11 protein-coding genes, 1 tRNA gene and 1 pseudogene are annotated in these 13,015 nt (G+C 73.9%); 10 read left to right on the top strand and 3 right to left on the bottom strand.

Going from position 1 to position 13,015, the window contains the following annotated elements; all coding sequences use genetic code 11:
- Positions 1-295 precede the first annotated feature (295 nt).
- Positions 296-1,534, top strand: a complete 1,239-nt coding sequence (locus GSY69_RS08575) for a cell division protein PerM (RefSeq protein ID WP_160953445.1) — start codon at positions 296-298, stop codon at positions 1,532-1,534.
- Between the two features lie 136 nt (positions 1,535-1,670).
- Here the strand turns inward: GSY69_RS08575 and GSY69_RS08570 are convergent, their stop codons facing one another.
- Positions 1,671-2,117 carry a hypothetical protein gene (locus GSY69_RS08570; protein ID WP_160953444.1) on the bottom strand — a complete coding sequence of 149 codons (447 nt, stop codon included), beginning with the start codon at positions 2,115-2,117 and terminating at the stop codon, positions 1,671-1,673.
- A gap of 27 nt (positions 2,118-2,144) precedes the next feature.
- Here GSY69_RS08570 and purN point away from each other — a divergent pair, with 27 nt between their 5' ends.
- The 4 genes and pseudogenes from purN to GSY69_RS08550 all read left to right on the top strand — a co-directional run bounded on the left by purN (position 2,145) and on the right by GSY69_RS08550 (position 5,156).
- Positions 2,145-2,807, top strand: coding sequence for a phosphoribosylglycinamide formyltransferase (purN, locus tag GSY69_RS08565; RefSeq protein WP_160953443.1), 663 nt, complete (start codon positions 2,145-2,147; stop codon positions 2,805-2,807).
- A pseudogene (gene purH / locus GSY69_RS08560) lies at positions 2,804-4,350 on the top strand (bifunctional phosphoribosylaminoimidazolecarboxamide formyltransferase/IMP cyclohydrolase). Before purN ends, purH begins: the two are co-directional and overlap by 4 nt.
- 205 nt (positions 4,351-4,555) lie before the next feature.
- Positions 4,556-4,771: a hypothetical protein gene (locus GSY69_RS08555; RefSeq protein ID WP_160953442.1), complete on the top strand. Its 216-nt coding sequence runs from the start codon at positions 4,556-4,558 to the stop codon at positions 4,769-4,771.
- A 208-nt stretch (positions 4,772-4,979) separates the two neighbouring features.
- Positions 4,980-5,156 carry an antitoxin gene (locus GSY69_RS08550; RefSeq protein ID WP_160953441.1) on the top strand — a complete coding sequence of 59 codons (177 nt, stop codon included), beginning with the start codon at positions 4,980-4,982 and terminating at the stop codon, positions 5,154-5,156.
- A gap of 207 nt (positions 5,157-5,363) precedes the next feature.
- On the opposite strand, the gene pcrA is transcribed toward GSY69_RS08550, so the two are convergent.
- Both pcrA and GSY69_RS08540 read right to left on the bottom strand, forming a co-directional pair.
- Positions 5,364-7,766 (bottom strand): DNA helicase PcrA, encoded by a 2,403-nt coding sequence (gene pcrA / locus GSY69_RS08545; RefSeq protein WP_160953440.1) that lies wholly within the window; start codon positions 7,764-7,766, stop codon positions 5,364-5,366.
- Positions 7,767-8,201: 435 nt separating this feature from the next.
- The gene (locus GSY69_RS08540) at positions 8,202-8,657 is read right to left on the bottom strand and encodes a hypothetical protein (RefSeq protein WP_160953439.1); all 456 of its coding nucleotides are present in this window, start codon (positions 8,655-8,657) and stop codon (positions 8,202-8,204) included.
- Positions 8,658-8,709: 52 nt separating this feature from the next.
- On the opposite strand from GSY69_RS08540, the gene GSY69_RS08535 reads away from it, so the two are divergent.
- From GSY69_RS08535 to pth, 5 genes are all read left to right on the top strand, one after another.
- Positions 8,710-8,781 (top strand) — tRNA-Gln (locus tag GSY69_RS08535).
- A gap of 32 nt (positions 8,782-8,813) precedes the next feature.
- Entirely contained in the window at positions 8,814-10,316 is a 1,503-nt protein-coding gene (gene glmU, locus GSY69_RS08530; RefSeq protein ID WP_160953438.1) for a bifunctional UDP-N-acetylglucosamine diphosphorylase/glucosamine-1-phosphate N-acetyltransferase GlmU, read from the top strand.
- Positions 10,317-10,320: 4 nt separating this feature from the next.
- The gene (locus tag GSY69_RS08525) at positions 10,321-11,292 is read left to right on the top strand and encodes a ribose-phosphate diphosphokinase (RefSeq protein WP_160953437.1); all 972 of its coding nucleotides are present in this window, start codon (positions 10,321-10,323) and stop codon (positions 11,290-11,292) included.
- A 235-nt stretch (positions 11,293-11,527) separates the two neighbouring features.
- A complete protein-coding gene (locus tag GSY69_RS08520; RefSeq protein ID WP_160953436.1) occupies positions 11,528-12,214 on the top strand; it encodes a 50S ribosomal protein L25/general stress protein Ctc in 687 nt (228 codons plus the stop codon).
- A 111-nt stretch (positions 12,215-12,325) separates the two neighbouring features.
- Positions 12,326-12,916 carry an aminoacyl-tRNA hydrolase gene (gene pth / locus GSY69_RS08515; RefSeq protein ID WP_160953435.1) on the top strand — a complete coding sequence of 197 codons (591 nt, stop codon included), beginning with the start codon at positions 12,326-12,328 and terminating at the stop codon, positions 12,914-12,916.
- Positions 12,917-13,015 lie beyond the last annotated feature (99 nt).

Below are 13,015 nucleotides of genomic sequence, written 5' to 3'. Positions count from 1 at the left end.
GGCCGCGCCGAGGAGCCGCCCAGCGTGGGGGTCGGCGGCTGGGCGGGGCGCGCGGGGAACTGGGGGGCGGCGGCCTCCGGGGCTGCCCCGCCTGCCGCGCCGGCTGCGGGGCCCGTGCCGGATTTGCCGTCGTGCGGCTCCCCGGGCGGAGGAGGAGTGGGAGGAGTGCCGGCGCTCATCAGGGTGCGGTCCTTCGGTTCGACGGTCTGGGCCAGGTCAAAACTACCATGATAGCCCGAATCCCAGGCGTGTCGCAGGAGCGGCCGCAGCGGCGTCCTCGGGCACAATGAACCGGGTGGAAACGGCTCCCCTCACCCCCGCCCGGCACCCGCTCGTGATCGCCGCGGGCTCGGCTGCCCGCTTCCTGGCCGTGCTGGGCGGGACGGCCCTCGCACTGGCCGCCGCGGCGTGGCTCGCCGCAGCCGCCGCGATGCTGCCCCTGGCGACGATCGTGACCTGGGCGGTCGCGGGCATCGCCGCCGCCTTCGGCCTGACCGTGGGGGTCGCCGGGATGGCGCTGTCGCTGCCGCCCACCCTCGCCTGCCTGTTCGTCTGGTGGCTGCTCTACCGCGCGGGGCTGCGCATGCGCCGCGAATTCGCCGCCGAGGATGCCGCGGGGGAGCCCTCGGCCGCCGCGCTGCGCGCGCAGCTGGGCGCCGGCGCGTGCCTGGCCGCCGTCGCGCTGGCGCTCGCGGGCGCGGCCGTCCTCTTCGACCCGCTCGTCACCGGCACTGTGCTGGGCTGGGTGCGCGCCTGCCTGCTCACCGTCACGGCGGTGGGCTGCGGCCTGGGAGCGCCGTGGGCGCGCCTGGTCGCGCTGTGCGAGCGCCGCTGGGGCGCCCCCGGCGGGGAGGCCGTGCGGGCGGGTGCCCGCCTGGCCCGGCGCACGGCGCTGGGCCTCATCGTCGCGGCCCACCTGCTGCTCGCCGCCGGCATGGTGGCGGGCTGGGGCGATGCCATGGCGGTGCTGCGCACCTACAGCTCCGCCCCGGCCGCCGCGGTGGGCCTGGGCCTGCTCCAGCTGCTCTACGCGCCGACGATCTGGGCGGGGGCGCTGTCGTGGGCGAGCGGATCGGGCATCGACCTGTCCGCCGCCGCCCACGCCTCCGTGCTCGCCGGCTCGGACCTGCCCCGTCCGCTCGTGCCGGTGCTCGCGCTGCCGCCCGCGGCGCCGCCGACGTGGGCCCCGGCACTCGTCCTCGTCCCCGTCCTCGTCGCGTGCGCGTGCACGGTGCTGCGCCCACGGTGGCTGTCCGAGGCGACGTGGCCGGCGCTCGGCGCCGCCGCGCTCGTCTTCGCGGCGGGCCTGGCGTGCGCCGCGCCGTTCCTCCAGGGCGGCGTGGGCCCCGGCGGCCTGACCGTCTTCGGCGTGCGCGCCTGGCCGTGCGCGGGCATCCTCACGGGCCTCGTCTGCGCGGGCCTGGCGCTCGGGCGCAGCATGGGCGCGCTGCGCGATCGCTACGACGCCTCAGCGCCCGCCGGCGCCGGCCCGGCAGCCGGTGCGGCCGAGGATGCCGGGGCGGACGAGCGCTAGGTGCACGTCGCTCGGTGCTCGCTGGGCGGCCCCTCGAAGGCCCGCGGCCCAAGGGGCGGGGCCACCGCAGCCCGCGGAGCGGCGGAACCCGGCGCGAGCCGTACTCGAACTCGGCAGCCGGGTCCGGTCGCGGGCGTCAGCCGGGGTAGGGCTGGCCGGTCAGGCGCTCGAACCAGGACTTCACGTCCGCCTCGTAGCTGACCGAGCAGTCGATGCCGGCGCGCTGGGTCAGCGCGGCGCGGCTGCACTCCTCGTACTGCGACTGGACCGGCCACAGGATGGCCGTGCCCGCGGTGCCCAGCAGCAGGTAGCCGCAGGCGAGCAGGCCCAGGACGCCCATGAGGAGCCAGCGGCCCCCGCGCCCCGCGCGGGCGCCGGCGACCATGTAGCGGATGCCGAAGACCACGGCCGCCACGGCGAAGGCGGCGGCGGCCAGCTTGAGCGGCAGGGGCAGCAGGGACACGAGCATCGCCGCTGCGATGAGCAGGAAGAACACACTGCCCGCCCGGTTGCGCCGGGCCGCGGCGGCGGCCGCCGCAGCCTCGTCGGAGTGCGAGCCGGAAGGGGGAGCGGGAGCAGTCACCGGATCAGTCTGGCATAGAATGTCCGCGTGCGTTGCGTGCTCCTAGCCTCCGGCTCCGGAACCCTCACCCAGGCCGTCCTCGATGCCTGCGCGGGGTCGCCCGGCGCCCCCGGCGTCGAGATCGCCGCGGTGGGCTCCGACCGCCCCGAGGCGCCCGTCCTGGCCCGCGCGAAGGCCGCAGGAGTGCCGGCGTTCACCGTCCGGCCGGGCGATTACGCGGACCGCGCCGCGTGGGACGCGGCCCTCGCGCAGGCCGTCGCCGCCTTCGCCCCGGACTGGGTCGTCTCCGCGGGCTTCATGCGCGTCCTCGGCCCCGCGTTCACCGACCGCTTCCCGGAGCGGATCATCAACACCCACCCCGCACTGCTGCCCTCGTTCCCCGGCGCCCACGCGGTGCGCGATGCGCTCGCCCACGGCGTCAAGGTCACGGGCACCACGATCCACCTCATCGACGCCGGGGTGGACACGGGGCCCATCATCGCCCAGTTCCCCGTCCGGATCGCCCCCGGTGAGGACGAGGACTCGCTGCACGAGCGCATCCGCGCGGTCGAGCGCCGCGAGCTCGTGGCCCTGCTGCGGTTCCTGGGCACCGGGAGCCTGTCCGCCAGCGGGCGCATCGTCACCGGATACGACCCCGCCGCCGCGCCCGCGAACCCGTCCGACCCGACCAACCCCAAGGAGAACCCGTGACTGGCGAACGCCCCATCCGCCGCGCCCTCATCAGCGTCTACGACAAGACCGGCCTGCCGGAGCTCGCCAGCGGGCTCCAGCCGCCGGGGTTGAGATCGTCTCGACCGGCTCCACGGCGAAGGCGATCGCAGCCGCGGGCGCGCAGGTCACGCCCGTCGAGGACGTCACCGGCTTCCCGGAGGTGCTCGACGGCCGGGTCAAGACCCTCCACCCCGCGGTCCACGCCGGCATCCTCGCCGATACGCGCCGCCCCGAGCACGTGAACGCGCTTCGCGAACTGGGCATCGCGGGCTTCGACCTCGTGGTCGTCAACCTCTACCCGTTCTCCGCCACGGTGGCCAGCGGCGCGGACTTCGATGAGTGCGTCGAGCAGATCGACATCGGCGGCCCGGCAATGGTGCGCGCCGCGGCGAAGAACCACCCGAGCGTCGCCGTCGTCGTCGACCCCGCGGGCTACCCGGCGATCGTCGCCGCCGCGCAGGGCGCGGGCACCGACCTGGAGCAGCGCCGCGGGCTCGCCGCGGCCGCCTTCGCCCACACCGCGGCCTACGACTGCGCGGTCGCCGACTGGTTCGCCGGGCAGCTCGCCCAGGACGGCGCCCCGGACTTCTTCGGGCTGAGCGCCGCGAAGTCCGCGGACCTGCGCTACGGCGAGAACCCGCACCAGGCCGCGGCGGTCTACGCGAGCGGGGAGGGCGGCGTGGCCGGCGCCGCGCAGCTGGGCGGCAAGGAGATGTCGTACAACAACTACCAGGACATCGACGCGGCCGTGCGCGCTGCGTTCGACTTCGCCGAGCCCGCCGTGGCGATCATCAAGCACGCGAACCCGTGCGGCATTGCGGTGGGCGAGACGATCGCGCAGGCCCATCGGCGCGCCCACGAGTGCGACCCCGTCTCCGCCTACGGCGGCGTCATCGCGGCCAACCGCGCCGTCGACATGGCGCTCGCCGAATCGATCCGCCCGATCTTCACCGAGGTGCTGGCCGCGCCGGCGTTCGAACCGGACGCGCTGGCGCTGCTGCGCGAGAAGAAGAAGAACCTGCGCCTGCTGGAGCTCGGGGACTGGCACGCGCCCGTCCGCGAGTACCGCCAGATCTCCGGGGGCGTCCTCGTCCAGGACCGCGACCGCTTCCAGGCCGCCGGCGACAATCCCGCGCAGTGGTCGCTGGCGGCCGGTGAGGCCGCCGATGAGCAGACCCTCGCCGACCTCGCGTTCGCGTGGCGTGCCTGCCGCGCCGTGAAGTCCAACGCCATCCTGCTCGCCGCCCAGGGCGCCTCCGTGGGCGTGGGCATGGGCCAGGTCAACCGCGTCGACTCCGCCCACCTCGCCGTGGAGCGGGCCGGCGAGGAGCGGGCGCGCGGCGCCGTGGCCGCCTCGGATGCCTTCTTCCCCTTCGCCGACGGCCTCGAGGTCCTCGCCGCGGCCGGCGTCCGGGCCGTCGTCCAGCCGGGCGGCTCCATCCGCGATGAGGAGGTCATCGAGGCCGCCGAGGCGGCGGGCCTGACGATGTACCTCACGGGGACGCGCCATTTCTTCCACTGAGCACTCCGCGGTCTCCGCCACCGCCCCCGCCGCCCCCGCCGACCCCGCCGCGCCGGCGGGGGCGGCGGGCTCGGCCGCCGGGCCGCCCGAGCGCGCGCGGCTGCCGCGCAGCGGGGGCCGCGGCTGGGTCTCGAAGCGCTGGATCTACTGGAAGCGGCGCTACGCCAATCCCACCGCGGGCGACTGGCTGCTCCTCGGGATCCTCGTGTGGGTCATCGCCGCCGCCTGCGTGGCACCGTTCGCCTTCCGCCGGGCCGGTGTGCTGCTGGCCCTGTGCCCCGCGGGCCTTGCAGTGCTGCGCCTGGTGCCCGGCCCGCTGGGCCGGCTGTGGGCGAACCGCTCGCGCTGGGCCGACGCGCTGACGATGGGCGCCGCCGCCATTGCCCTGGGCCTGCTGGCCCTCCTCGTGCCGAGCATCTGAGGCGCGCTGCCCGTCAGGCCGGCTGCATCTGAGGCTCGACGCACCTGAGGCGCGCTGCCCAGCTGAGCGTCGGCTGTGCGCCGGCTGTACCGAGGGTCCGAAGCGACGGGCGACCGGACACCGGGGTTTACACCGGAGCGCGGGCATGGAAACGTGCACACCGAGGTCGCCAGCCGGCGGCCATGAAGTTCAACGAGAGGAGAGCATCATGGGACTCGGAGATTTCGCTGACAAGGCCAAGGACTCGATCGGCGAGGACCAGGTCAACGGCGCAGCCGGCAAGGCCGGTGACTTCGCCAACGAGAAGACCGGCAACCAGCACGAGGACCAGGTCCAGCAGGGCACGGATGCCCTCAAGGACAAGTTCGGCGGCGGCGACAACTGATCGCCTGAGCTGCGGAGGCGCCCCGCGCGGCGCCTCCGGGCCGACTGGTCGAAGGGCCGCCCTCCCCGCGGGGAGGGCGGCCCTTCTGCGTGCCCGGCCGGACACCGCCGACCGGGCCGCCTCCGGCGGGGCGGGTCCGCACCGGAGCGCGAGCCGGCGCCCACCGGCGCGACCATGGCCCCCGGTGCGGCGCGCGGCCGGCCGGTCTCAGAGTTTCTCGACGGGTGCGTAGCGCATGAGGAGGCGCTTGGTGCCCGCCGAGCCGAAGTCCACGACCGCGACGGTCTTGTCCCCGGCACCGGTCACCTCGGCCACGGTGCCCAGGCCGAAGGACTCGTGGGAGACCTTGTCACCGGGCTCGACGTGGACCATCTCCCGGTTGGGGCGGATGCGGTTGGGGAAGCCCGCGGTGCCCTTCGTGCTGGGCTTGCGCGCGGCGCTGGGCGTCCAGCCGTCGCCCGCGTCCGCGGCGAAGCCGCCCGGGGCCAGCGGCGCGCTCAGGCTGCCGGTGCTGCGCCAGTCGATGAGCTGGGCCGGGATCTCGCCGAGGAACCGGCTGGGCGGGTTGTACTGCGGCTGGCCCCACATGCTGCGGGTCTCCGCGCGGGACAGGTAGAGCCGCTGGCGGGCGCGGGTGAGGCCCACGTAGGCGAGCCGGCGCTCCTCGGCGAGCTCCGTGCGGTTGTCGAACGAGCGCTGGTGGGGAAACGTGCCGTCCTCGAGCCCGGTGAGGAAGACGACCGGGAACTCCAGGCCCTTCGCCGTGTGCAGCGTCATGAGCGTCACCTCGCCCACCTCGGCGTCGGGGATCTGGTCCGCGTCGGCGGACAGCGAGACCCGCTCGAGGAACGCGTCGAGCCCGGCCTCAGGGTCCGCGGCGTGGAAGTCCTCGGCGACGGCGACGAGCTCGGCGAGGTTGTCCACGCGCGACTCGTCCTGCGGGTCCGTGCTCGCGCGCAGCTCATCGAGGTAGCCCGACTGCTCGAGGATCGCCTCGAGCACGCGCGAGGGCGGGGCGCCCTCCGCGCTCGTGCGCAGATCGTCCATGAGCGCCGCGAACTTCGCCAGCGGCCCGAGCGCGCGGCTCGTGAGCCCCGGGATCTCCTCCGCGCGGGCGAGGGCGGCGGAGAAGCTGATCCGCTCGCGTTCGGCGAAGGCGGCGACGAAGGCCACCGTGCGGTCGCCGATCGAGCGCTTGGGCACGTTGATGATGCGGCGCAGGTTGACGTCGTCGGCCGGGTTCGCGATGACGCGCGCGTAGGCGAGGGCGTCCTTGACCTCCCGGCGCTCGTAGAACCGGGTGCCGCCCACGACCTTGTACGGCAGCCCGGCGCGCACGAACGCGTCCTCCACCGCGCGCGACTGCGCGTTCGTGCGGTAGAACACCGCGAAGTCGGCATACCCGTAGTCGCCCGTGTCCATGAGCTCGTCGATCGTGTCGACGATGAACTGGGCCTCCGCCTGCTCGGACTCCGCGACCCAGCCCACCACCTGCTCGCCGGACCCGGAGTCCGTCCACAGGCGCTTGTCCTTGCGGTCGTCGTTGTGGGCGATGACGGCGTTGGCCGCGGAGAGGATGTTCTGGGTGGACCGATAGTTCTGCTCGAGGAGGACCGTGCGCGCCTGCGGGAAGTCCTCCTCGAACTCCTCGATGTTGCGCACGGTGGCGCCGCGGAACGCGTAGATCGACTGGTCCGCATCGCCGACCACCGTGAGCTCCGCGGTGGGCTCCGGCAGATCCGCGCCGGCGAGGGCGCGGATGAGCTGGTACTGCGCGGGGTTCGTGTCCTGGTACTCGTCGACGAGGATGTGGCGGAACCGGGCGCGGTAGTTCGCCGCGATGTCCGGGAACGCGCCGAGCAGGTGGACGGTCTCCATGATGAGGTCGTCGAAGTCGAACGCATTGGCCAGGCGCAGTCGCTGGGAGTAGCGCCGGTAGACCTCCGCGAGCGCGCGCTCGGCGGGGTTGGACTCGTTGGCCCGCCCCGCGTAGTCCTCGGCCGTGAGGAGGTCGTTCTTGAGCGCGGAGATCCGGTGCTGGAGGGACTTGGGGGTGAACTTCTTCGGGTCGATGTCCGCCTCGCGCACGCACTGGGTGACGAGGCGCAGGGAGTCCGCGGCGTCGTAGATCGTGAAGTTCGACTTCATGCCGAGCGTCTGGGCCTCGCGGCGCAGGATGCGCACGCAGGCGGAGTGGAACGTGGAGATCCACATCCCGCGGGCGGCGGAGCCCACGAGCGCGCCGATCCGCTCGACCATCTCGCGGGCGGCCTTGTTCGTGAAGGTGATGGCCAGCACCTGGCCCGGATGGGCGCGGCCCGTGGCCAGCGCGTAGGCGATCCGCCGGGTCAGCACGCTCGTCTTGCCGGAGCCCGCGCCGGCGACGATGAGGAGCGGCGCGCCCGTGTGGGTCACCGCCTCGACCTGCTGCGGGTTGAGCCCGGCCAGCAGCTCGTCGGCCCCTGCCGGGGCCGGGGCCGGGGACGCCGAGGCGCTGGCCGCTGGGGCGCCGGGCGCTGGGGTGCTGGGCGCTGGGGTGCTGGGCGCACCGGGGCGCGCGGCGGCGGCCGCAGCGGGCCCGGCGTTGAGGAATTCGAAGGGAGATGTCATCGCGACCATCTTTCCACAGGGGGCTGACGCGGACGCGCCGCGGCGGCGCGCGCTGCGGGAGGTGCGGGCTGCGGGCGAGCGGGGAAGGACCGCGGGATCCGACGCCCGCGGTGCCAGGAACGGCGGCACCGGACCGGCGGGGCCGTGATGCGGGAGCGGCAGGACCGTGGCCCTGGATCGGCGGGGCCGGGAGGGGCGGTTCGGGCGGGGGCGGTGCGGCGCAGACGGGTCCCGCCCCGGTGGGCATACCGGGGCCGGACGGGTGGAGCGACGGGCGGAACGGGGGAGAGGGGCGGGGCGGGGCCGGGGACTCCGTCCCGGCGGACTCGGAGTCCGAGAGCACCGGTGCGCTCAGGTACCGCGAACGCGGACCCGGGTGCCCAGACTCAAGCACTCAGATCCGAGTGCTCAGCCCGGATGCTCAGCCTCGAGCGCTCAGACCCAGAAGACGGCGACGACCACGGCGAGCACCGCGGCGCCGAACGTCAGGTGCGCGAACGGCGCGGAGGGGTTGCGCACGCGCGCTCCCGGCTCGACGGGCCCACCGGGCTCCCCGGCCGCGGGGCCCGCACCGGGGGCGCCCGCGCCGACGGGCACCTCGGCGGCGGTGCGGGCGGCGAGCTTCTCCCGGCGATTGCCGAGGAACGCGAAGACCGCCACGAGCAGGCCGAGGGCCACCTTGACCGTGTACTTGATCCGCAGGTCTGACGTCATGGCGCCCTGTGCCTCGAGCAGGCCGAAGAGCGCGATGCCCGTGATGAGCTGCAGGTAGGCGCCGTGGAGCATCCCGGGGATGACCTTGGGGGCCTTGATGTTGGCGAAGTAGCCGCCCACGATGATCGCCATTCCGAGCAGGTGGAGGAAGACGAGGATGGTGCGAAGAATTTCCATGGCCCTCATTCTAGTGGCAAGATGAGACAGCACCCGCACTGTCGCCGGGCAGTCCGCCCTGGTGTAATGGCAGCACGCCGGCCTTTGGAGCCGTGCAGTCTAGGTTCGAGTCCTAGGGGCGGAGCACACGCGATCCCGAGCGTCGAGGAGACGTGAATGGCACACCGTCCGGCAGCAGTGATCGTCCTCGCAGCGGGGCAGGGCACGCGGATGAGATCCGCGACCCCCAAGGTCCTCCAGTCCATCGCCGGCCGCTCCCTCCTCGGACACGCGATCGCCGCGGCGGCGGGCACCGGCCCCGAGCACCTCGTCGTCGTGCTGCGCCATGCCCGCGAGCAGGTCGCCGCCCACGTCGACGAGCTCAGCGGCGTCCTGGACTGCGGCGTCGCGATCGCGGACCAGGACGACGTGCCCGGCACGGGCCGCGCCGCCGAGTGCGCCTTCGCCTGCCTGCCCGAGGACCTGGCCGGCACCGTGCTCGTCACCTACGGCGACGTCCCCCTGCTCACGGCGGACACACTGGGCGAGCTCGCCGCCTTCCACGAGGACCGCGGCAACGCCGTCACCGTGCTCTCCGCGCGGGTGGCCGAGCCCACAGGCTACGGACGCATCGTGCGCGATGAGGCGGGCGAGCTCGAGCGCATCGTGGAGGAGAAGGACGCGAGCCCCGCCGAGCGCGCCATCGCGGAGATCAACTCCGGCATCTACGCCTTCGACGCCCGGGTGCTGCGCGAGAGCCTGGCTCGCGTGGGCACGGAGAACGCGCAGGGCGAGAAGTACCTCACCGACGTCATCGGCGTCGCCCGCGCCGCCGGCTCGCGCGTGGCCGCGCTGCCCACCGACGATGTGTGGCAGGTCGAGGGCGCCAACGACCGCATCCAGCTCGCCGCCCTGGGCCGCGAGCTCAACCGGCGGATCGTCGAGGGCTGGATGCGCGCCGGGGTCACCGCGGTCGACCCCGCGACGACGTGGATCGACACGGACGTCACGCTCGGCCAGGACGTCACCCTGCTGCCGGGGGTCCAGCTGCACGGGGCCACCGACGTGGGCGAGGGCGCCACCGTGGGCCCGGACACCACCCTGCGCGACACCGAGGTGGGCCCGGGGGCCACCGTCGTGCGCACGCACGGCGAGCTCGCCGTCATCGGCGCCGGGGCCACCGTGGGCCCGTTCGCCTACCTGCGCCCCGGCACGGAGCTGGGCGCGGCGGGCAAGATCGGCACGTTCGTCGAGACGAAGAACGCCGTGATCGGCGAGGGCTCGAAGGTCCCCCACCTCACCTACGTGGGCGACGCCCGGATCGGGCGCCGCTCGAACATCGGCGCGAGCTCCGTGTTCGTCAACTACGACGGGGTGAACAAGCACCGCACCGAGGTGGGCGACGACGTCCGCACCGGTTCGGACACGATGTTCATCGCCCCGGTGACGGTGGGCGACGGCGCCTACTCCGGCGCCGGCACCGTCATCCGCAAGGATGTGCCGCCCGGGGCGCTTGCGCTCACCGAGGGCCGGCAGATCCTCATCGAGGACTGGGTGGTCGAGCACCGCCCCGGCACCGCCGCCGCGCGGGCCGCACAGGCAGCGGCCGGCCGGGCCGCCGAGGATTCGGCCCCCGGGGCCGGAGCCGCCGATACGCAGGATGAGCAGAAGGAGTCATAAGCGCGTGAACGCGATTACCACCGCAGGCGAGAAGAAGCTCGTCCTCGTCACCGGGCGCGCCAACCTGGAGCTGGCCGAACAGGTCGCCGAAAGCCTCGGCACCGATCTGCTGCCCACGGACGCCTACAACTTCGCCAACGGCGAGATCTACGTCCGGTTCTCCGAGTCCGTGCGCGGCTGCGACGTCTTCGTCATGCAGTCCCACTGCGCGCCCATCAACGAGTGGCTCATGGAGCAGCTCATCATGGTCGACGCGCTCAAGCGCGCCTCGGCCAAGCGGATCACCGTCATCGCGCCGTTCTTCCCCTACGCGCGCCAGGACAAGAAGCACCGCGGGCGCGAGCCCATCTCGGCCCGCCTCGTCGCGGACCTCTACCGCACCGCGGGGGCGGACCGGATCATCACGGTCGACCTGCACACCGCGCAGATCCAGGGGTTCTTCGACGGCCCCGTCGACCACCTCGTGGCGCTGCCGATCCTCGCCGACTACGTCAAGCGCAACTACCCGGGCAAGCTGGCCGTCGTGTCCCCGGACGCCGGGCGCATCAAGGTGGCGGAGAACTGGTCGGAGACCCTGGGCGGGGTGCCGCTGGCCTTCATCCACAAGACCCGCGACATCGACCGGCCCAACCAGACGAAGGCCAACCGCGTCGTGGGCGAGGTCGAGGGCCGCACCTGCGTGCTCGTCGACGACATGATCGACACCGGCGGCACGATCGTCCAGGCCGCCGAGGCGTGCATGGACGCCGGCGCCACGGGTGTTGTCATCGTCGCCACCCACGCCGTGTTCTCCGGCCCGGCCGTCGAGCGGCTGAAGAACTCCGTGGCCAGCGAGGTCATCGTGACGAACACGCTGCCGCTGCCCGAGGACAAGAAGTTCGACAAGCTCACGATCCTCTCGATTGCCCCGCTGCTGGCCCGCGCCGTGCACGAGGTGTTCGAGGACGGGTCCGTGACCAGCCTGTTCAACCTCTGAGCCCTCCCGCCGCCGCCCGGCTGCCGGGCACGGCGGCCCCGCCGCGGGCCCCGCACGACTGGCGTGCGGGGCCCGCGGCGCGCTAGCATGAGGCGTTGCCTCGGCGAGGGAGGCCGGCTGCCCGGCTCTCCGTGATCGACGCGGTTCTCCCGGCGCGCTCGTGCGTGCCTGCGAGTCGCGCGCGCCGCGGCGAAGCGCTCGTCCCGAGCGCCAGCAGAAGAGCAAAGGAGAACCCATGGCCGACAACATCGAGCTCAAGGCGAAGAACCGCGACGAGTTCGGCAAGGGCGCCGCCCGCCGCGTCCGCCGCGAATCCCGCATCCCCGCCGTCCTCTATGGCCACGGCGAGGCGCCCGCGCACCTCACCCTCGAGGGCCACGCCACCATGATGGCGCTGAAGAACCCCAACGCCCTCCTCGAGATCGTCAACGAGGACACCGGCGACAAGCAGCTCGCCATCGCCCGCGATGTGCAGCGCGAGCCGATCCGCCGGTTCATCGAGCACGTGGACCTCATCATCGTCAAGCGCGGCCAGAAGATCGAGGTCGACATCCCCGTCGTCGTCGAGGGCGAGGCCGCCCCGGGCACCCTCGTGTCCGTGGACAACCAGACGCTCACCGTCGAGGCCGACCCGACGCAGATCCCCGAGTCCTTCGAGATCTCCGTCGAGGGCCGCGAGGTGGGCGAGCACGTCTACGCGAGCGAGGTCGCGCTGCCCAGCGGCGTCACCCTCGTCTCCGATCCGGAGCTGCTCGTCGTCAACGTCTCCGCCGAGCTCTCCGAGGAGCAGCTCGAGGCCGAGCTCGAGACCGACGCCGTCGAAGAGGGCGCCGAGGCCGAGTCCGACGAGGCCGCGGCCGAGGGCGAGGAGGGCTCGGAGGGCGACTCCGAGGCCTCCGAGGGCGACTCCGAGCAGGAGTGAGCCCCTGCGGGGCACTCGCCCCGCAGCCCGCGGCGCAGCCCGCGCAGCACGCAGGCCCCGGACGCCGTCCGGGGCCTGCGCCCGTATGCGACCACGATCGAGGAGGACCCCATGGCCGAGACCTGGCTCATCGCGGGCCTGGGCAATCCGGGCCGGCAGTACGAGGGCACGCGCCACAGCATCGGCCAGCTCGTCATCGACGAGCTCGTCCATCGGGCCGGCGGCCGTCTCACGAGCACGAAGGCCCGCGTCGTCGCCGCCGTCGAGCGCGTGGGCGCCCGCGGCGGCGTGCCCGGGCCGCGGGCGGTGCTGGTCAAGCCGCTCACGTACATGAACGTCTCCGGGCCGCCGATCGCACAGCTCGCGAAGTTCTACTCCGTGCCGCCCGAGCGCGTTGTGGCCATCCACGACGACGTCGACCTGCCCTTCGAGGCGATCCGCCTCAAGCTGGGCGGGGGAGAAGGCGGCCACAACGGGCTGCGCTCCCTCACCCAGGCACTCGGCACGAAGGACTACCTGCGCCTGCGCGCGGGGGTGGGGCGCCCGCCCGGGCGCATGGACACCGCGGACTTCGTGCTCCAGCGCTTCAGCGCCGGCGAGCAGCAGACCCTGCCGATCTTCGTGGGCGAGCTCGCCGATGCGCTCGAGGAGCTCCTGGCCGACGGGCTCGAGGCAACCCAGCAGCGCTGGCACTCCCGCTGAGCCCGCCGCGCCGCCGGCGCTCCAGTGCCGCCCGCGTCCCCGCCGCGAGCGGTTGCGCGGAACCCGGCCCGCGCCTCGGGCGCCCGAGGCGCGGGCGGG

Origin of the sequence: Brevibacterium rongguiense (genome assembly GCF_009857845.1) — a bacterium.
Lineage (GTDB): Bacteria > Actinomycetota > Actinomycetes > Actinomycetales > Brevibacteriaceae > Brevibacterium > Brevibacterium rongguiense.
The sequence above is the reverse complement of the archived record's forward strand: the minus strand, read 5'-3'. Positions and strand labels throughout refer to the sequence as shown.

Excerpts from the sequence above, each read along its gene's own strand:
- GSY69_RS08540 (WP_160953439.1), bottom strand. The coding sequence starts at position 8,657 with ATGGAAATTCTTCGCACCATCCTCGTCTTCCTCCACCTGCTCGGAATG.
- pth (WP_160953435.1), top strand. The coding sequence starts at position 12,326 with ATGGCCGAGACCTGGCTCATCGCGGGCCTGGGCAATCCGGGCCGGCAG.
- glmU (WP_160953438.1), top strand. The coding sequence starts at position 8,814 with ATGGCACACCGTCCGGCAGCAGTGATCGTCCTCGCAGCGGGGCAGGGC.
- GSY69_RS08550 (WP_160953441.1), top strand. The coding sequence starts at position 4,980 with ATGGGACTCGGAGATTTCGCTGACAAGGCCAAGGACTCGATCGGCGAG.
- pcrA (WP_160953440.1), bottom strand. The coding sequence starts at position 7,766 with ATGACATCTCCCTTCGAATTCCTCAACGCCGGGCCCGCTGCGGCCGCC.
- GSY69_RS08520 (WP_160953436.1), top strand. The coding sequence starts at position 11,528 with ATGGCCGACAACATCGAGCTCAAGGCGAAGAACCGCGACGAGTTCGGC.